At 71.3% G+C, this 18,078-nt stretch carries 14 protein-coding genes and 1 pseudogene; 4 read left to right on the top strand and 11 right to left on the bottom strand.

What is annotated here, in order from left to right:
• The 7 genes and pseudogenes from ITI46_RS25755 to ITI46_RS25725 all read right to left on the bottom strand — a co-directional run.
• Positions 1-826 (bottom strand): annotated as a pseudogene (locus ITI46_RS25755) (hypothetical protein); the annotation flags it as partial.
• Between the two features lie 175 nt (positions 827-1,001).
• The gene (locus ITI46_RS25750) at positions 1,002-2,486 is read right to left on the bottom strand and encodes a putative type IV secretion/conjugal transfer ATPase (protein WP_209242284.1); all 1,485 of its coding nucleotides are present in this window, start codon (positions 2,484-2,486) and stop codon (positions 1,002-1,004) included.
• A gap of 193 nt (positions 2,487-2,679) precedes the next feature.
• Positions 2,680-4,179: an SCO6880 family protein gene (locus ITI46_RS25745; RefSeq protein WP_209242282.1), complete on the bottom strand. Its 1,500-nt coding sequence runs from the start codon at positions 4,177-4,179 to the stop codon at positions 2,680-2,682.
• On the bottom strand, positions 4,166-5,575 hold the full coding sequence (locus ITI46_RS25740) for a TrbL/VirB6 family protein (RefSeq protein WP_209242280.1): 1,410 nt from the start codon (positions 5,573-5,575) through the stop codon (positions 4,166-4,168). Before ITI46_RS25740 ends, ITI46_RS25745 begins: the two co-directional genes overlap by 14 nt.
• Positions 5,575-6,411, bottom strand: coding sequence for a DUF8175 domain-containg protein (locus tag ITI46_RS25735; RefSeq protein ID WP_209242278.1), 837 nt, complete (start codon positions 6,409-6,411; stop codon positions 5,575-5,577). Before ITI46_RS25735 ends, ITI46_RS25740 begins: the two co-directional genes overlap by 1 nt.
• 20 nt (positions 6,412-6,431) lie before the next feature.
• Positions 6,432-6,749, bottom strand: a complete 318-nt coding sequence (locus ITI46_RS25730; protein WP_209242276.1) for a hypothetical protein — start codon at positions 6,747-6,749, stop codon at positions 6,432-6,434.
• A gap of 11 nt (positions 6,750-6,760) precedes the next feature.
• Positions 6,761-7,279, bottom strand: a complete 519-nt coding sequence (locus ITI46_RS25725) for a DUF6668 family protein (RefSeq protein ID WP_209242274.1) — start codon at positions 7,277-7,279, stop codon at positions 6,761-6,763.
• Between the two features lie 251 nt (positions 7,280-7,530).
• On the opposite strand from ITI46_RS25725, the gene ITI46_RS25720 reads away from it, so the two are divergent.
• From ITI46_RS25720 to ITI46_RS25710, 3 genes are all read left to right on the top strand, one after another.
• Positions 7,531-8,562 (top strand): bifunctional lytic transglycosylase/C40 family peptidase, encoded by a 1,032-nt coding sequence (locus tag ITI46_RS25720; protein WP_209242272.1) that lies wholly within the window; start codon positions 7,531-7,533, stop codon positions 8,560-8,562.
• Positions 8,559-9,227: a hypothetical protein gene (locus tag ITI46_RS25715; RefSeq protein ID WP_209242270.1), complete on the top strand. Its 669-nt coding sequence runs from the start codon at positions 8,559-8,561 to the stop codon at positions 9,225-9,227. Before ITI46_RS25720 ends, ITI46_RS25715 begins: the two co-directional genes overlap by 4 nt.
• A 166-nt stretch (positions 9,228-9,393) precedes the next feature.
• Positions 9,394-10,143 carry a hypothetical protein gene (locus tag ITI46_RS25710; protein WP_209242268.1) on the top strand — a complete coding sequence of 250 codons (750 nt, stop codon included), beginning with the start codon at positions 9,394-9,396 and terminating at the stop codon, positions 10,141-10,143.
• A gap of 32 nt (positions 10,144-10,175) precedes the next feature.
• Here the strand turns inward: ITI46_RS25710 and ITI46_RS25705 are convergent, their stop codons facing one another.
• From ITI46_RS25705 to ITI46_RS25690, 4 genes are all read right to left on the bottom strand, one after another.
• Positions 10,176-11,075, bottom strand: a complete 900-nt coding sequence (locus ITI46_RS25705; RefSeq protein WP_280634828.1) for an SAM-dependent methyltransferase — start codon at positions 11,073-11,075, stop codon at positions 10,176-10,178.
• 212 nt (positions 11,076-11,287) lie between these two features.
• A complete protein-coding gene (locus ITI46_RS25700) occupies positions 11,288-11,587 on the bottom strand; it encodes a hypothetical protein (protein WP_209242264.1) in 300 nt (99 codons plus the stop codon).
• Positions 11,584-12,282: an HNH endonuclease family protein gene (locus ITI46_RS25695; protein WP_209242262.1), complete on the bottom strand. Its 699-nt coding sequence runs from the start codon at positions 12,280-12,282 to the stop codon at positions 11,584-11,586. The genes ITI46_RS25700 and ITI46_RS25695 overlap by 4 nt, the downstream gene beginning before the upstream one ends.
• Before the next feature lie 178 nt (positions 12,283-12,460).
• Positions 12,461-14,305 (bottom strand): SpoIIE family protein phosphatase, encoded by a 1,845-nt coding sequence (locus tag ITI46_RS25690; protein ID WP_307808324.1) that lies wholly within the window; start codon positions 14,303-14,305, stop codon positions 12,461-12,463.
• Positions 14,306-14,455: 150 nt separating this feature from the next.
• On the opposite strand from ITI46_RS25690, the gene ITI46_RS25685 reads away from it, so the two are divergent.
• Positions 14,456-18,078, top strand: a 3,623-nt coding sequence (locus ITI46_RS25685; protein ID WP_247746592.1) for a HAMP domain-containing protein, incomplete at its 3' end; no start/stop codon positions are given.

Here is an 18,078-nt window from a genome sequence, read left to right as displayed (position 1 = left end):
CCGCCGCCCCTCCGCCGACCGGCCCGCCATCCGCGGCCCCGGCACGGCGGGTTGCGGGTGCCGCGGGGTGCGCCGGTGCCGGGCTGGGTGCGGGGGGCGAGCCGTGTGCCGGGGCCGAGCCGTGTGCCGAGGCCGAGCCGTGTGCCGGTGCCGGGCCGTATGTCGGTGTCGGACCTTGTGCAGGTGCCGCGCTGTGCGTAGGTGCCGCGCCCTGCGCCGATGCCCCGCCGTTCACCGATGCCGCACCGTTCGCCGACGGTCCGTCGTACGCCGGTGCCCCGCCGTTCACGGACGCCGCACCGTACGCCGATGCCGCGCCCCCGCCGGCAGGCGCGATCTTGCCGGTCGCCGGGGCACTCCCCCCGCCCCCGGCAGCCGCCGGGTTCGCGGCTGCCGTACCGTCTGTGGGCGGTCTGCCGGTTCCGGCCGCCGGACCGTACGTGGCGCCCGGCGCCCCCGCGCCCCGCGCCTCCGCGGCATCTCCCGTGCCGTCGGCGGGGCTCGCGGTGCCGCCCGCTTTCTGGGCGGCACCCTCCGCCGGGCCAGCGTCCTTGCCCACCAGCCGGCTGGAGCCGTCAGCGGCGACCTCGACGCTGACCGCGTAGCCGGTGGCCGGGTTGGAGATGTCGGCCCTGACGGCGGCGTTACGGACCTGCGCGTACCCGTGCAGTGTGTCGAGGATCGCGGTGTCGAGCGGCTGGTCGCCGATCACCGGGACCGGCTCGCCGTCGATGGTCGCCGTTCCGCCGTCGACGATGATCACCTCGAACGGGGCTGACTGCCCGGGCGGCGCGCCCGGCGGCCGGGTCTCTCCGTCCTCGCTCATGTGAACAACTCCCTGACGCTTCAACTTGCGGCGACCGGACCGCCGCGAGACGGACCGGGCCCGGGCGCCAGTGGGGGTGGCGCGCCAGGCCCGGCTCGGGCAGGGCCGCAGTGGGGGCACGGCCCGTGCACCCCTCTACGGAGCAGAGGCCGGGATGGTTCACCGCCATGCCTGCCTACTTGTTCCACCTCTTGTTGGTGTTGTTGACGTCCAACTCACCCGGCGTCAGGTCCACATGGACCGGAATCCCGGGGCGGCTGCCGACCTTGACGAGGAAGTTGCCGAGGCCCGGCGGGTCGGCCTGGCGGTTGCGGGAGCTGTCCCACGCGGGGGGCGTCGACCAGTCGACCAGCAGCCGCTTCTCGACCTCCGTCAACTCGACCACCTGGCCGAGCTGCGGCATCTCGGCCGGCGGCAGTCCGGCGCAGACGACCATCCCGGCGCGCTCCACGAAGCCCCTGGCCTTGATGCGGTCCTCCTCCGTCGGCAGGGCGAGCAGGTCGCCGATGGTGTGGGTGACCATGGCCAGGCCCACCCCGCGCTGCCGGTCCAGGCGGGTGAGGGCGTTGACCCGGTCGACAAGACCCCGGCCCGCCTGCAGCACCCGCCACAACTCGTCCATGACGAGGAAGTAGTTGCGCTGCGGCTCCAGCCCGGCGTCCGCGAGGGCGTGCGCCGCCGACACCGCGCCGAAGCCGTACGACCAGCAGGACAGCAGCGCGGCGGCCTGCAACAGGGTCTCGCTGTCGTCGATATGGCTGACGTCGAAGCAGACCGGCCGGTCCAGCTTCATCGGCTCCGTGGTGGGGCGGGCGAACGAGTCGCCCAGCAGGCCGTCGCCGAGCAGCGCGGTCAGCGAGGCTTCCAGGTTCTCGGTGATGTCCCAGTACCGCGTCATGTCGCCGCGGTCGAGGGCGACGGCGCGTACCGGCTCCGGCGCCTCCTTGATGACCTGAACCAGGTCCGCCAGCACCGGCGTACGGCCGGAACCGTGCCGGTCGTCGAGGATGTCCAGCGCCGCGGCGAGGATCGTCTCCTCCCGGTCGGTGGGCGGCTCGGACCGCAGGATGGTCAGCAGGGCCGAGATCATGTGCAGGCGCCGGCTGTGGGTACCGGCGAGGAGCTGCCGCCGCGCGTCACCGGTGAGCCGGGCCGCCGCAGCGGTGGACTCGCCGGGGTCGAGGACGTTGAGGTGCCCGCGCCCGCGGCCCAGGCTGATGACCTGGCCACCGATCGCCCTGATCAGGTCGACGTAGTCGGGCTTGAGGTCGCCGAAGATGAGCGGGTGGACGCCGTAGCCGGACAGTCCCAGCGCCATCCGCCGTACCACGGTGGACTTGCCCAGGCCTGGGCGGCCGAGTACGAACATCGAGGGGTTGGCCAGCAGGCCGGTCCGCATGAACCAGCTGACCGGGTCGCAGCACACCGTGGCCCCCGAGTCCAGGTCGCGGCCCAGTGGTACGCCGACCATGGGGGTGCCGGCTCCGGCGCCGAACGGCCACAGTCCGCAGACCTGGACGGAGGTGCCGCGCCATTCGGGAGCGGGGTCGACGTAGCCGACCATGCCGCCGCCGCGGCCGGGCCAGCCCCGAGCGGTGGCCTGCGGCCCGCATGAGGGAGTGGCGTTGCGGGCCCGCGTCCTTTTTGTCTTGGGTGCCATTGGTTCTCCTGTGCCGTAGTGCCGGGTACGGGGTGCCCCTGCTCGTCGTCTGCGGGCTGCGGGTACGTTGTGGCTTGTCGCGCAGTTCCCCGCGCCCCTGACGGGGCGCGTCTTGCTCTCCGCCTGCTGCGCTTGGGAGGTCTGCGCCAGAGGCGCAGGGCTGGCAAGCGCAGCCCCCCATGCCGGGTACGTGCTACATGGCGTCCCGCACCGTCTGCGGCAACGCGGTGTGCAGCGGGAGGACCAGGCCCAGCGGCAACGCGGCAGCGAACGCGGCGGCTTGGGAGCCGTAGACCGGGCGGACTGCGATGCGGGCGGCGGGAGCGAGGTTGTCGACGGCGGCGGTCGCCCTGGGCAGATCCGCCGCCGAGTCGACGGTCGCGGTGATCAGCAGGCCGAACTGGATCACCCCGTGCCCCTGGGCCTGTTCCTCGGTCGCCTTCCTGGCCGCGACCACCTCCGCGTCGTCGCTCGCCCGGCCGAGAGGCGACTGCTGAGCGGTGAACAGGGCGTTCTTGTAGTCCTGTTGGACGACACGGGCACCCTCGGCGCGGCTGTGCGGGCGGTAGAGGAGGGTGACCCGCTTGCGGGCGATGTCGCGGTTGGGCTGCACCAGGCCGGTCAGTACGTTGGAGAACACTTCGCCCTGCGGAGCCTCCGTCATGGCCCAGGTGATGCTGTGCACGCCGTCGTGCCGGTAGTGGTCCCATGCCTCCTGCGCCGCGATGGGGCCGGCCTCGTCCCAGGTCAGCCCGGTGCCGCCGGCGGCGCGTGCTTCCTCGACCAGCTGGGCGACGGTCGGGTCGTAGGCGACCCGCACTGCCTCCGCCAGCTCGGTGGCCGTCATCGGTACGGCCGTGCCCGCGCCGGTCATGGACAGTCCGGCCGTCAGACCGGGCAGCCGGGTGCCGATGTGCACCGCCATCTCCTCGGCGTTGCGGCGCGGCGCACCCGCCCGCGGCGCGCCGGAGAACGTCAGCGCGATCCGGGTACTGATCTGCGCCGAGCCGCTGGGGTAGGCGGCGACCACGTCCCGGAGCATGGCCCGCGCAAGCTCGGGGGCGTCGTCCGCGGAGTTGGCGCCGATCTCCTGCTGGAGCCGGACGCCGGGATCGGGCGCGGTCTCCACGGTGACGCTCGCGGCGACGAGGCCGGGTTCCGTACCCAGCGCCGACAGCCACTGGCCCCAGTGGGCCACCCAGATGTCCACCTGGCGTTCGTCGACGAGCGCCGCGCCGTCCGCGTCGCAGGAGACGACGACGGTGTGGTGGTTGGTCGCCGGAACAGTGATCATGGCGAACGGGCGGCCGTAGCCGTCCCGCGCCTCACTCAGCGTGGACTGCGCGGCCAGCCCGGGCAGTCGGCAGGTGCCGCCTCCCGCCCGGCCCAGCGGACCCGAGCGGTAGAGGTTGCTGCCGGAGGACGTACTGCGCCACCAGGCCAGGCGGACCGCACCGCGCTGCATCAGCGTACGGCCGTGCCGGTCGCGCACCGCCAGCGGAGCCATGACCAGCGCCAGGACTCCGGCCAGTGCCAGCGCGAGCCAGAGGGAGATCAGCGTGGTGAGGACGACGGCGATCAGGCCGCCGAACAGCAGCAGGGTCGCGCCCAGGGACAGTCCCCGCAGTCCGGAGGCGCGCGGCTTGCGGAAGTTGCCGTAGGTACGCGGGCTGTGAGCTTCAGTCGCTGCCACGGGATTTTCCTCGCTGGTCGTGGTGTTGGTGTCGGGGAGCCTGGTGGGTCTGGTGACTCTGGTGGGTCGTGGAGAGCGTGGAGGGGATCAGCTCCTCTTTGGGCGGGTCCGCGCGATCGGCGTCGTCCGCCGGTTGCCCGTCGTCCGTAGCCTCCCCACGGCCCGCTGGGCGCGGCCCGTCCTCGGGGCGGTCCCGCAGGCCGGTCAACTGCCGCTGCCCCGCGTTCCCTCCGTGCCCCGCGCTTCCGTCGGTGCCGGTCCCGGGGTGCTCGGCGCCGGCGCCTCGCGCGGGCGGGCGGCTGTTGGGTGCGCTGCGGGGGCTGTTGTGCGCGCCGGTGGCCTCGGCGCGGTCCCCGCCGGCTGTCGCCCCGGAGACCGAGCGGCCGGCGGCCGGTCCGCGCAGCTGCGGCACGGCCTGCGCACCGCTGGCCACGGCCTTGCCGCCGCTGCCCGTACCGGACTTGGCGCTGCGGCCGAGCCCCGAGGTCGTCGCCTGCACGGCGGGGGCGGCGAGCCGGAGCAGTGCGGGCAGTGTGAAGCAGGCCAGCACCAGCAGGACGACGCCGGAGACCATGGAGATGATCTCGTTGCCCTCTCCGCCCTGTTTGCCCGTGCCGGACATCGAGAACGCGGCCGCGTAGACGATCGCCGCGGTCGGCTTGTAGAGGACGAACGCCAGCAGCCAGCCGACCGACTTGCGGAACCAGGCCCGCCCGGCGGGGGTTGAGCTGGCCGCGGCGGACAGCGGGAGCGTACCGGTGAGGATCACCAGCATCGCCACCCGCACGATCATCAGTGCGATCTGCACCAGGCTGCCGCCGATCACCAGCAGGGACATGATCAGCACCAGGAACGCCGAATCGGTGTCCCCCAGCGCGAGCATGGCCGATACGCGGTCGTCGAACTCCTTCACGCACTGCTGGACGGGCTCACCGTCCGGGCTGATCTGCCGGCAGCCGGTCGACCTGTCGATGATCCAGACGCTGAACCGGTCCCCCGCGACCGTCAGCAGGTTGACGGCGGCCACCCCGGCCGAGGAGACGAGCACGAGATTGAGCAGCCCCTGCACGGCCTGTCTGCCGGGTTCGCCGCGGCGCTGCCAGGCGATGTGCCCGGCGGCGACAATCAGGCACAGGACGGCGGTGAAGGAGGTGAACCACAGCGTGGAGCCGCGCAGGAACGCCACCGGCCCGCTGTCGAAGCTGAGGACAGGGCTCTCGATCTGCGTCCACGCGCTGCCGAGTGCCTTGACGGTGGAGGCCGCAGCGTCGGCGGCGCTGTCCACGATGTTGTCGAACGCGCTGTCGCCGAGGTCCTTCGGGCTGGTGCCCTCGCCCTCGCCCACGCAGTACCCGCCGACGGTGGGGCTCACCCAGCCGAAGTCGCAGCCCGCCATCACACACCGCCCCACTTGACATATCCGGCCAGCGAATCGACGGGAGTCGGCGCCGCCGGATCGGCCGGATACTCCAGTCGCCAGTCCCCGTCCCGCCACAGCGCGGTGGTGGTGGCGGCCTGCATCCGGCCGTCGGGGAACCGCCACACGGTCTGGATCACCGCCGTGCCGCGGGTGTACGTGACGAACTTGAACCCGGCGATCTGCCCCTGGCCCGCGCCGTCCTGGTCCTGCGGGTCGGCTTTACGCTCGGACTTGGTCCGGGCTGCGATGTAGGACTGGCGGCCGGCGCCGACGGTCTGTGCACGGGTCACCTGCTGCCAGTCGTCGGCGGCCAGATACCGCACGCTGATCTGACTGGTCGCCAGCAGCGCGCCGAGCGGGGTGTGCGCGTAGCAGCGGGCCAAGTCCTCCTCGACGACGGCCGGGCCCGCGGCCTTCGACGAGGGCAGGGCGACGGTGTGGAACAGCTTCCACGTGACGCCCTTGGGGGCCGCGGTGAGCACGTCGTCCTGCCTCTCGTCCAGCTGCGGACAGGACGACGAGCCGCCGTCGCCGGACGGGTCGTCACCGTCGCCGGACGCGCGCTCGTCGGCCCCGGACGCCTTCCCTTCACCCCCATCGCCGTCCGGCGGCTGCCCCGGCGCCGTCTTCGCCGCCGAGGCCGTGGAGCCGCCCCGGTCGGCGGAGCCGGAGGAGCCCGAACCGGAGGAGACGAGGACCGCCACTCCGATGACGGCCACGAAGCCGATGAACGCGGCCGCGAGGACGAACCCGGTCCGCAGCAGCGGGCTGCGCGGCTCGTCGGTGCCCGCGCGGTTGTCGGACTCTGCCATGTCCCTCCCCCTCCCCGGAGTCAGACGAGGGCGCCGACGATGCCGGAGGCCGAGCCGACGAGCAGGCAGGCGCCCAGCACATAGCCCAGCCCCTTGGCGTGCTCGCGACCGCCGCCCCGGGAGTGGTCGAGCGCCATCCGCGCCGCGACACCGAAGATGCCCGCGACGCACAGCGCCGTGACGGTCCAGGCCACCCACTTGAGCACCGTCAGCAGGCCGTCGGCTCCGGGCGGCGCCGCGCCGCCGCCGACGTCCGGAGGGCCGCTGGGCGCCGGGTCGGCGGCGAGGTGGCCGAGATTCTGTGCGGCGACCGAGGCGGCCGCCAACAGACTGGACATGCGGTTTCCCCTTACGCGGGTCGGGTGAGTCGGGTCAGATCGCGGGCCAAGGGCGCGCATTCCTTGGGGAGATGCGCCGAGGGCGGCTCGCCGAGCCGCCACTCCTCCACCCACGGGATCTCCCACAGCCGGGGCACGGTGCCGGAGACGAGGGAGAGCAGGTCCCGCAGCGCCCGGGGGCGCCGGCCGGGTGCGTCGGCGACGACGACCAGACCGAGCAGTTCGACGCCGGTGACCAGCTGCGAGGCCCACTGCCGCGCCGCGTTCTGCACCGCCTTGAGCCCGCTCGCGCTGGAGCGCGCGACGAACACGACCGGCTGCGGTTCCCCGGCCGTGGGCCAGGCCCGACCCGCGTCCAGACCGCCGGGCACGGCCTGCCCCAGCGTGGTGACTCCCGCGCCGCCGTGTACGCCGAGCCACCACCACCCCTGACCGGTGATCGGCTGCGGCGAGGCGACGGGCAGCACGTAGTCGGGCCACGGCACACCGGCACCCTGCGGCGCCGTCGGCCCGGTGGCCGCGGTCAACACGCCCTGAACCGATCGCCGCGGCTCCCCGTTGTTGCCCCCCGAGGGAGGGGCTGGAGACAGCCAGGGGTTGGAAACCGGCACATCCCCGGCCATGGCTTCTCCCTTCGTCGACGTACTCGACGCCGCGATTTGCGTTCATACGTTGCCAAGTAGTCCCAAGTACTGATCCGGCTGCTGATTTCCAGCTGCGGACCCACATACGGACTTTCGAGCGAACCGGTTCAAGAGGCCGGTTCAAGAGGGGGGTGCGGATGCCCACGACCACAGTGCGGTTGGCGGGCGGTGTCATCGCCGTCCTGCTCGCCCTGCTGGTCGGCCTGTCCGTCGTGGCGGCAGCGGAAGAGGAGGAAGCCGATGCTCCCGTGGGACTCGTGACGACCCTGGACGCCGGACGCGTTCCGGCCGAGTTCCAACAGTGGGTCGAACGCGCCGGCAAGGAGTGCGAAGAGGTCAGCGCCCCGATGATCGCCGCGCAGATCGACGCCGAATCCGGCTGGAACCCGAAGGCGAAGAGCCCCGTCGGGGCCCAGGGACTGAGCCAGTTCATGCCCGGCACCTGGGAGACCTGGGGGGTGGACGCGGCCGGCAAGGACGGCAGCGCCGAACCGGACGGCAGCGCCGACCCGTTCACCCCGGGCGACGCCATCATGACCCAGGCCCGCTACGACTGCTGGCTGGCGGGCAAGGTCAAGGCGCTGGGGCTGGACGGCGACCCCACGCGGCTGATCCTCGCCGCCTACAACGCGGGGCCCGGCGCGATCGAGGAGTACGGCGGTCTGCCGCCGTACCCGGAGACGCAGAACTACGTCGCGAAGATCGTCGCGTCGATGGCCGCCTACTCCGGCGGTACGGCTGACGGGGAAGGCGGCCCGTTCGGCGACCGGGTGGTGGCCTACGCCAAGAAATGGCTCGGCACCCCGTACGCGTGGGGCGGCGGCGGTCCGGAAGGCCCCGGGAGGGGGTTCGCACAGGGCGCGAACACGGTCGGTTTCGACTGCTCCAGCCTGGTCCAGGCCGCCGTCTACCACGCGAGCGGCGGCAGGACGCTGCTGCCCCGCACCTCCCAGGTCCAGGTCACCGAGGGCAAGTCCGTCTCCCGCGACGACATGCGACCGGGCGACGTGATCGGTTTCAACCTCCACGGCAGCTACGACCACATCGGCATCTACATCGGCGGCGGTCAGTTCATCCACGCACCGAAGACCGGCGACGTGGTGAAGATCAGCGAGCTGGACGACAGCTACTACGCAAGCAGACCTCAGAAAGTGAGGCGGTTCGGATGACAGCCCCGAGTGCGCGCCGTACAGCCGCGACGGTACTGGCCCTCGCGCTCTCGTTCGCCGTACCCGGATGCGGGGCCGGTATCGGCGGTGACGACAGCAGTAGCGGTCTCAAGCGGGGAGACGGGTCCGCGTCGCCCCGGGCCGCCTCGCCCCGGCCCGCGTCCCCCGGGTCGGCTTCGCCATCGCCCTCGTCGTCAGCGCCCGATTCCAAGGCCACGCCCAAGGGGGGCGTCTCCGAGCCCGGCGACGTCGACCAGAAGAGCGCCGACGAGGTGGGCAAGGGAGCGCTCACGGCCATGTGGACGTACGACACCGCCGTCGACAGCAGTCCCCGGGACGCCGGTGTGCGCGCCGCCGACGCGGGTTGGCTGACCGGGTCGTACGCACGTCAACTCCGCCGGCACAGTCCGCGCTCGGCGCCCGGCGCCCAGTGGGAGGAGTGGTCGCAGCACCGTGCCTACACCACGGTCGAGCTCGCCAAGACCGAGGATGCGGCCAAGCCGGACGACACCGGCACCGTGGCCTGGCGCCAGTGGACCCTCACGGCCACTCCGCATGGCCGCGACGGCTGGAAGCAGAAGCCCACCACCGCTGTTGCCTATGTCCATTTGGTCCGGTCGGCGACTGACAAACCGTGGCGGGTCTCCGAAGTCACCGTGCGCTAGTGGCTGGCCCGTCGGGTCACGCGTACCCCGCACGGGCTGCGCTTGCCCACCCTGCGCCTTGGGGGCACCTCCCGGACGAAGTCTGGGGGAGCAGACTGCCCAAGCTTCGCAGGGCACACCCTCTCACCGGATCAAGCCCCTCATCAGAAGGGAAGCAGGGAAGCTCATGTCCACCTATCAGCCCAGCGAGGTGCCGGCCTGGCCGGCGTATGCGTTTGTCGTGCGGGACAGCGGCAAGGTGGCTGTCTCCGGTCCGCTCCTGCCCACCTCCGAGCACCCCACCCGCACTTCGGCCATCGACGCCGTCGCCGCGGCGGCCCACGGGCTCGGGCGGCCGGTGCGGGCCGAGGCCACCGAGCCGGACGGCACCGTATGGCTGCTGGTCATCTCGCCCGACGGGGCGGTGGGCGAGCTCGCCGGCGGCGCGCAGCGCGGAAAGCCGCCGAAGAAGCGCCCCTCCCCCGCCCCGGCGCCCGTCTCGGGGGCACCGGACGTTCCGGCCGATGCCATGTCCCAGCTCGAAGCGCACGTCGCGGCTGGCCGGATGGACGAGGCCGTCGCGCTCGCCGCCCGGCTCGACGAGAACGCCGCGGACACGCTGGGCCTCTCCCACCCGGATGCGCTGCGCTTCCGCGAGGCCCGCGCCCGCGTCACCGCTTTGACCGGTGACGCTGTCGGGGCGATACGCATGTACCGGGACGTCGCCGAACGCTGGCACTATCAGGGCGCCGCCGAGGAGGCCGAGGCGGTCGCAGCCGTCGCCGACGAACTGTGGCTGCAGATCCCCGACCCGGAAACCGCGGCCCTCGCCGGCGTGGCCATCCTCCGTATGCGCAACCAGATCCCCGGCGACGGCGGCCACGCCTTCGCCACCGTCCTCGCCCACCAGTCCCACCTCGAAGCCGCCCTGCAATAGGCCGATTTCGGCCGTGGACCCTTCCGGTCGGGTCACACAGGATTGTCGATCCGCCGCAGCGCCAGGAAGACGGCCGACAGGTCTCCGGTACGGAACGCCTCGCGCTCGAAGCGGATCAGTCCGAGGATTCCGTCGACCAGGTCCTTGCCCCAGCGCGCCCGCGCGGCGTCCTGCCGGCCCTGGATGCTCTCAATCCATGTGTCATAGGTGCGGAGGTAGTCGTCCCGGTGCGTCTCCACACGCAGCGGTTCCCACAGTCCGTCTGCGGCGTACAGCAGGTCAGCCAGCTGCGGCGGCAGGCCGGTCAATTGCAGCTCCGCCAGCAGCCGTTCGTGCTCGCCGTGGGAGCGGCGCTTCGGGCCGACGACGACCGTCGCCCCGATCGCGAACCCGGCTCCCGGGCGGGTCCACTCGCGCACCCGCCGGAGGAGATCACGGTACCGGTCGATGTGGGTACCGGCGGCGAAATCCGCGGGGCCCGCGAGGTGCTGGACCATCTCGATGCTCAGCGCGGCGTCGAAGGGGGCGGCCGGTGTGTAGTTCTGGTACGCGACATGCCGCACGTCCACCGCCGGCAGGTCCTGTCCGAGCGACTCCTGGCACTGCAGGGCCGAGGAGTTGAGGCCGACGGCGGCGGACACCTTCCGTTCCCTGGCCAGGTAGTCGAGCATTCCGCCGAAGCCGGAACCGAGATCGACGACCCGGTGTCCCGGGCGCACTCCGGCGAGGTCGGCGAATGCGCACAGCTTCCGGTGCTGCGCGGTCTCCAGGTCGGGAGCCGGGTTGCTTCCGGGGCCCCAGAGTGCGCAACTCATGGTGAGCCGCGAATCCATCCATCCGGCGAAAAAATCGGCTCCTGCTTCCTCGTAGAGAGACGCGGACGGATTATCGACTGCGCTCACACAATCTCCCGGCTGTTCTCCGACACGCATGTTCCTACGCGCGTGACGCGTGTTCTGCGGCTCTCGTTCTCGGAATACATCTTCGGAATACTTCGTCGGAATTCGGCTTTCTCCTGTTGCGCTGACAGCGCACCCTGGCTACCCGGCCGACCAGCGGTTCAGTTGGCACGGCGAACTCTTCACCGGAACGTATGACTGTGCGCATGCCGGCGTTTTCCGGCTGGTTTTGCGGTGCAGGTGCCTCAGCCGGGGGCCTGGGCGCAGCCGCCGCGCCGCAGCAGGTCGAGCACCCGGGCGTGGAGGACTGCCAGGCCGCCGGGTGGGATCGGTGCCGGGCTGCCGGTGAGGGTGTACCACTCCTCGGCGCCGGTGTACTGGACGTCGATCGCGGCTCGCCCGTCCGGAGCGGAGCGGGTCACGACGGTCACGTCGCCGGTGATGACGCCGACCTCGTCGGTCATGATGCCGCCGGGGCCCGCCCGCAGCTGGTCCTCGTACCTTTCCGGCTCCTGCGGCCCGCGGCCGGTCCCGCGCCCGGTCATCGGTGGCAGGTCTCCAGCATGTCGTCGAGCTTGCGCTTCTCGTCGCTGGTGACCGTCAGACGGTAGGTGGTCTTCACGGCGATCCACGCGCGGGAGTAGGTGCACCAGGAGCTCTTGGCCGGGGGCTGCCACTCCTCGGGCCCCTGGTCGCCCTTGGTCCGGTTCGTGGAAGCGGTCACCGCGAGGAGTTGAGGGCGGGTCAGGTCGTTGGCGAACGCCTCGCGCTTGTGCTGCGTCCAGGCGTCGGCTCCGGAGCGCCAGGCGTTGGCGAGCGGGACCATGTGGTCGATGTCCAGTTCGGAGGCGTCGGTGACTTCCTTGCCGTCGTAGAGGCTGGTCCAGTGGCCGGAGACGGCCCGGCATTCCGCGTCCCGTTCGACATCGGTGCCGGCGCGGGCGAGGACCTTCTCGCGGGTGTCGCAGCTGTTGCCCTGCGCGCTCCAGTGCGGGAACCGCTCCCTGCTGTAGCCGGACATCGACCCATGCGCCGCCACCTTCAGCCCGGCGAGCCGGTGTTGGGCCGTCGCCGCCGTCGGTACGCCGGGCAGGCCCTTCTCACCGGCTGCTTTGCTGTCGTCTTTGCTGCCGTCTTTGCCGTCATCGGCCGGGCCGGAGGCGGACGGCTTGTCCTGCGACGGCGAGGACGACGAGTCTCCGGGAGAGCAGCCGACCGCCACGAGCCCGACCAGCGCCATAGCCCCTGCCGCACATGCCCACCGCCGCTGACGCCGCATAGCTCTCCGTGTCTCCCCCTCGACGGCTGTTCCCGGCGGAGCCTACCCAGACCGAGCCGCGCGGGGAACCATGAAGCGTGCGCGATCAGCCACAGTCCGCTACCACGCCGCCGGTGACCAGCAGCCGCCGGGCAGCCGTTCAGCGGGCCACAGCGTGCAGGACGAGGATGGCCACATCGTCCTCGAGCGGCTCCGTACCGAAGTCGTGCGTGGCCTGACGTACCCGTTCCGCCACTGCTTTGGCGCCGAGGCCGGTGCAGCCCGCGAAGATCTTCGCCAGGCCGTCGTCGTCGTCCAACTGCCGCGATCCGTTGCGGCGTTCCGTCACCCCGTCGGTCACGCACAGCAGCGACTGCCCCGGCGCCAGCTCGAACGGGTACGCCTCGAAGTCGGCGGATTCGTCGATACCGAGCAGCAGCTGTGACTCCACCACCGGCTCCACCCGGCCGTCCATGGACAGCTTCAGCGGAGGCGGGTGGCCGGCGCTGGCCACGGTGCAGCGCGCTCCGCCCGCCTCCTCGTCCGGCTCCACCTCTCCGTAGACCAGGCTCAGAAAGCGCGGCTGGGCCGTCTCGCCGCCAACGGCCACGGCCTCGGCGCTCTCCTCGGCCAGGGCGGCGTTGAGCTTGCCCAGCACGGAGTCGACCCCGTGGCCCTCCCGGGCGAGCAGCCGCACCAGGTGGCGGGTGAGCCCCGTGACGGACATCGCCTCGGGGTCCTTGCCCTGGACGTCGCCGAGCAGGAAGGCCCAGCGGTTGCGGCCCAGGGCGAAGAGGTCGTAGAAGTCACCGCCGACGGTCTGGCCCATGGCGTGCGGTTCGTAGACGATGGCCGTCTCCACGCCCGGGAGGGCGGCGAGCGCCGGAGGCAGCTGCCTGCGCTGCAGCGCGCGGCTGATGGTGGTCTGACGGGTGTACTGGCGGGCGGTGAAGACTGCCTGCGCCACCCGGCGCGCGGCGTCCTCCGCCGTACGGGCGACGGAGGCCGTCATCTCCGTGGGGCCGGATCTGCCGATCACCAGCGAGCCCAGACAGGTGCCGCCCGCGACCAGGGAGAACGCCAGCGCCGAGCCGCTGCGCCCGGAGCCCTCGGCGTGTCCGGGCCAGGGCCAGGGGATACCAACGGTCCGCAGGTTCGGCCCCGGCGGATCGGGCTCCAGGGCGAGGCGCAGCGCCTCGACCTTCCGCTCGTCGGAGTGCCAGACGCGGGCCAGCCGCATCCCGCCGCTCTCCGTGGTCAGCCAGACGGCGCACCAGTCGGCCAGCCGTGGCACCAGCAGCTGTCCGGCGAGCGCGGCGACCATGTCCTCGTCCAGCTGACCGGCCAGCAGCTCGCTGACCTCGGCCAGAAAGGAACCGCCCGAGTCGGTCCACTCGGCCGCACGGCGCCGGTCGGCCTCCCGGGAGGCGGAGTAGATCTCCGCGGCGACCAGCTCGCGTTGCATGGCCTCACTGAGCGTGCCCGAGGGCTCGGGCTCCAGCTCCGAGACGGCGATACGGAACCAGACGACCTTCTCGGTGTGCCGGTAGGCCACGCCCCAGGACTCGGCCAGTGATCCGACCATCTGGAGGCCGAGGCCGCGGCCCTCGGTGCGTTCGCCCGAGGAGTCACCGGCGACGCGTCCCGTGGGCTGCGCGTCGGCCACCTCGACCAGCACGGCTACGAGCTCCGCCGGGTGGCCCTCCCCGGCCGCCCCGGTCTCCTCCGGGGCGGCGTCCTGCGGCTTCCTGCGCCGGGTCTCCACGTCGCAGGCGACCTCGATCCGGGTTCCGGCATGTACGAGTGCGTTGGTGACCAGCTCGCTGACGAGGAGCATCGCGTCCTCGGTCAGCCGCCGGGTCACCTGCCGCGGCGTGGCGCCGGAGCGGGCGTGCTTCTCGATCTCCGCGCGTACGAGGGCGCGCGCTGCGGACGGCGCGAGCTGACTTGCGGGCAGGGCCCTCCGCGACGCGGGATCGCTCAGGTCGGCGGACGGTAGTCGCACAAGCCTCTCCTGACTCGGATCACCTCTGACCTCGGCCGGGATCTCGGCTCAGACCTCGGCTCAGACCTCGGCTGATCAACACTGAGCCACCTATATTAGGATAAGAGTGTATATACCGGACGCCGAGGATGGGATGCCATGGAGGACCCCATGGACCCTCAGGGCCACTGTGTGCGGGAGCGGGACCTCCGCCCGCTGCTGGGAGCAATGAGGTCGCTGTGCGATGGGGACTTCTCGGCCCGCGCGGGGGTCGACGCCGAAGGCCTGCTCGGCGAGATCGCCGGGGCGTTCAACCAGATCGCCGCCCGTAACGAGCATCTGGCCTCCGAGCTGAAGCGGGTCCGCCGCGAGGTGGCCAAGAACGGCCGGCTGGACGAGCGGGTCACCGCCAGCCCGGGTCCGGGAGCCTGGAACACCAGCGTCGAAGAGGCGAACCAGCTGATCGACTCCCTCGCCTCCCCGGTGACCAGGGCGACCCACGTACTGGAATCGATCGCCGACGGCAACCTGGCGCACCACATGGAGCCCTCCGGGTCCGCGCAGTGGCGCAACGGCGACCTCGGGCGTCTGGACTCCGGGATGAACCGCCTGGTGGACCAGCTCTCCATGTTCACCGGGGAAGTCACCCGGGTGGCCCGGGAGATCGGCACCGAGGGCGACCTCAGCGGACGCGCCGACGTGGGGGAGCTCTCCGGTGACTGGCGGCGGGTGACCGAGGCCATCAACACCATGGCGGAACGGCTCACCGGTCAGGTGCGGGACATCGCCGGTGTGACGACCGCGGTCGCCAAGGGGGATCTGACGCAGAAGGTCATGGTCGAGACCTCGGGCGAGCTGCTGCAGCTGAAGCTGACCGTCAACACGATGGTCGACCAGCTCTCCGCATTCGCCGACGAGGTCACCCGCGTCGCCCGTGAGGTGGGCACCGAAGGCAACCTCGGCGGACAGGCGGAGGTGCGGGGGCTGTCGGGCGTGTGGCGGGATCTGACCGACAACGTCAACCTCATGGCCTCCAACCTGACCTCACAGGTCCGCAACATCGCGCAGGTCTCCACGGCTGTCGCACAGGGCGATCTCAGCCAGAAGATCACTGTCGAGGCGAAGGGCGAGATCCTTCAGCTGATGAGCGCGGTGAACGCGACGGTCGACCAGCTCTCCGCGTTCGCCGACGAGGTCACCCGCGTCGCCCGCGAAGTCGGCACCGAAGGCAACCTCGGCGGACAAGCCCAGGTCCGCGGCGTATCCGGCGTGTGGCGGGATCTGACCGACAACGTCAACCTCATGGCCTCCAACCTGACCTCACAGGTACGCAGCATCGCGCAGGTCGCCACCGCCGTGGCCGAAGGGGACCTCTCCAAGAAGATCGACGTCGACGCGAAGGGCGAGATCCTTCAGCTGAAGACCACGCTCAACACGATGGTCGACCAGCTCTCCGACTTCGCCGACGAGGTCACCCGCGTCGCCCGCGAAGTCGGCACCGAAGGCAACCTCGGCGGACAAGCACAGGTCCGCGGCGTATCGGGGGTGTGGAAGGACCTCACCGACAGCGTCAACTCCATGGCGCTGAACCTGACCTCACAGGTGCGCAGCATCGCGCAGGTGACCACGGCCGTCGCCAACGGCGACCTCTCCAAGAAGATCGAGGTCGACGCACGCGGCGAGATCCTGGAGCTGAAGGAGACCGTCAACACCATGGTCCGTCAGCTTCGGGCCTTCTCCGACGAGGTCACCCGCGTGGCCCGCGAGGTGGGCACCGAGGGCAATCTCGGCGGGCGCCGGGCCGAGGTGCACGGAGTGTCGGGGCTGTGGAAGGACCTCACGGACAACGTCAACTTCATGACGATGAACCTCACTTCGCAGGTCCGCAACATCGCGCAGGTCGCCACCGCCGTCGCCAACGGCGACCTCTCCAAGAAGATCGACGTGGACGCACGCGGCGAGTTCCTGGAGCTGAAGACCACCCTCAACACCATGGTCGACACCCTGTCCTCCTTCTCCTCGGAGGTCACCCGGGTCGCCCGCGAGGTGGGCAGCGAGGGGCAGCTGGGCGGACAGGCCCGGGTCGAGGGCGTGTTCGGCACCTGGAAGGGCCTGACCACCAGCGTCAACGAACTCGCCCTGAATCTGACCACACAGGTCCGCGCAATCGCCGAGGTCGCCAGCGCCGTCACCCAGGGCGACATGTCCCGCTCCATCCAGGTGGACGCGCGCGGCGAGGTCGCCGAGCTGAAGGACAACATCAATGTGATGGTGGCCAATCTGCGCGAGACCACCCGCACCAAGGACTGGCTGGAGTCGAACCTGACCCGCATCGCCGGACTGATGCAGGGCCAGCGCGATCTGGTGGAGGTCGCCGACCTGATTCTGCGCGAGCTGACACCGCTGGTGAACGCGCAGGCCGGCGCGTTCTTCCTGGTGGCCGACGGCGGGAAGCCGGGCGAGGAGCTGGAGTTCATCGCGGGCTACGGCACCAGCGGACGCGAGGACACCGGAGCGCATACCGACTCCCCGGTACACGGTCTGCTGACCCAGGCGGTCGCCGAGAAGAAGCGCATCCTCATCGAGGACGCCCCCGCCGACTACGTCCAGGTGGAATCCGGGCTCGGCTCCGCACCAGCGGCACACATCCTGATCCTGCCGATCCTGTTCGAGGACAGGGCGCTCGGCGTCATCGAGGTGGCGTCGTTCAGCAAGTTCAACGACGTCTATCTGACGTTCATCGACCAGTTCGTGCACACCATCGGTGTCTCGATCAACACCATCCTGGCCAACGCCCGTACGGAGGTACTGCTCTCGGAGTCCCAGCGGCTCACCTCGGAGCTGCGCCAGCGCTCGGACGAGCTGCAGCGCACCAACGCCGAGCTGGAGGAGAAGGCCGCCTTGCTGGCCAGCTCCTCGCAGTACAAGTCGGAGTTCCTGGCGAACATGTCGCACGAGCTGCGTACGCCGCTGAACTCGCTGCTGATCCTGGCGCGGCTGCTCGCTGACAACCCCGACGGACGGCTCTCCGAACAGGAGGTGGACTTCGCGACCACGATCTACCGTTCGGGTTCGGACCTGCTCCAGCTGATCAACGACATCCTCGATCTGTCGAAGGTCGAAGCCGGTCGGATGGATGTGCGGCCCAAGAAGCTGCCGCTGACGAAGCTGCTGGACTATGTGCACGCCACATTCCGGCCTGTGACCGTCGACCGTGGGCTGGCCTTCGACATCGGCGTGGGCGAGAACGTGCCGCGCGAGCTGTACTCCGACGAGCAGCGCATCCAGCAGGTGCTGCGCAATCTGCTGTCCAACGCGGTGAAGTTCACCTCCTCCGGAGGGGTGGAGCTGCGGGTGGACCTCGTCTCGGGCGAGAGGTTCAGCGAACCGACGCTGCGGGACGCCGAATCCGTCGTCGCCTTCTCCGTGAAGGACACCGGAACCGGCATCCCGCCGGAGAAGCTTTCGGTCATCTTCGAGGCGTTCCAGCAGTCCGACGGCACCACCAGCCGCCGGTACGGCGGAACCGGCCTCGGGCTGTCCATCAGCCGCGAGATCGCCGGGCTGCTCGGTGGCCGTATCGACGTGGAGAGCACGGAGGGCGTGGGCTCGCGGTTCACGCTCTACATCCCCGCGGTCTATCCCGGCAGCACCCTCTCCCCCGCCCCGGTGCCCGGCACCGCGCCGCCGGACACCCAGGTGCGCGAGGAGGCCGCGGCCGGCACCGCGCCGGCGCCGTCCCCGCCCGCCACGCTGCCCGAGAGGGACCGGCCGGAGTCCTCCCGGGCTGCCGC

The organism is Streptomyces oryzae (genome assembly GCF_017676365.1).
Lineage (GTDB): Bacteria > Actinomycetota > Actinomycetes > Streptomycetales > Streptomycetaceae > Streptomyces > Streptomyces oryzae.
This window is presented reverse-complemented; position numbering and strand designations above follow the sequence as displayed.